Raw genomic sequence first — 1,033 nt, forward strand, 5'->3', positions numbered from 1 at the left:
CCGTGAGCCTGGAAACCGCCAACCGCGCAATGCGCCAGTTGCTGGCCCAGCCCGGGTACGTCCGTATCGAAAAACCGTTGCTCAGCTACGACGGCCTGTACTGGGTCATGGCGGCGGTGCTGGGCATGATTGTTGTGCTGCTGGCGCTCTGGCGCTGGCGGGCACGTCGCAAGTAATGCTCTACGGTGCCACACACCTTTCTGCCGGGACCCGCGCTGCGTTGTTATGCTGCGCGGTTTTTTGACTGCTTCGATTCGAGTGAGCTGCCCAGATGCCTGACCTGAACCGCCTTGTGACACCCGTGCTCAATCTGATGCAGCGCTATCCGGGGCTGATCGCGGCTTTTGGCTTCGTGTCAGGGATTGCCAGCTTCATTCTGGTCGATCGTCAGGAAGGGCTGGCGACCTGGATCGCCGTGGTCATGCTGATCAGCTGGCTGTGGCTGATGGTCGAGAACACCATGGTCGGGATGCTCAACAAGGCCATCGGTCGCGAGATCCCGCAGGGCTTGTTGCGTTACGGCACGCAGATGATCCATCAGGAAAGCCTGTTTTTCGTCCTGCCGTTCTTCTTCATCACCACAACGTGGAACAGCGGTCAGGCGGTGTTCACGGCCTTGCTGGGTGCGGCGGGGCTGATTTCGATCATCGATCCGCTGTATTACAAATGGCTGGCGCCACGTCGCTGGCTGTTTATGGCCTTGCACACGTTGACGTTGTTCGCAGCGCTGCTGACCGCGCTGCCCATCATCGTGCACCTGACGACCGCAGAAAGTTACAAACTGGCGCTGGGCGTCGCGATGCTGCTGTCTTTCCCCAGCCTGGCCTCAACCTTTCCGCTGACCAACTGGCGCAATGGCCTGATGGTGCTCACGATGATCGTGGTGGCAGGCGGCGCGGGCTGGCTGCTGCGCTCCTGGGTACCGCCGGCCACCCTGTGGCTGACCGAAGTAGCAGTCAGCCCGGACTTCGACGACAAGAACCGCACGCCGGGCGACAGCATCCGGCAGATCAGCGCCAGCCAGCTGCGCAGC

1 protein-coding gene and 1 pseudogene are annotated in these 1,033 nt (G+C 61.7%); both read left to right on the forward strand.

Going from position 1 to position 1,033, the window contains the following annotated elements:
* Positions 1-176, forward strand: a pseudogene (locus BZK31_RS29325) (insulinase family protein); the annotation flags it as partial.
* 95 nt (positions 177-271) lie between these two features.
* On the forward strand, positions 272-1,033 hold a 762-nt coding region (locus BZK31_RS28800; RefSeq protein WP_244182771.1), incomplete at its 3' end, for a DUF5924 family protein.

The sequence above is a fragment of the Pseudomonas floridensis genome, assembly GCF_002087235.1.
Taxonomy (GTDB): domain Bacteria; phylum Pseudomonadota; class Gammaproteobacteria; order Pseudomonadales; family Pseudomonadaceae; genus Aquipseudomonas; species Aquipseudomonas floridensis.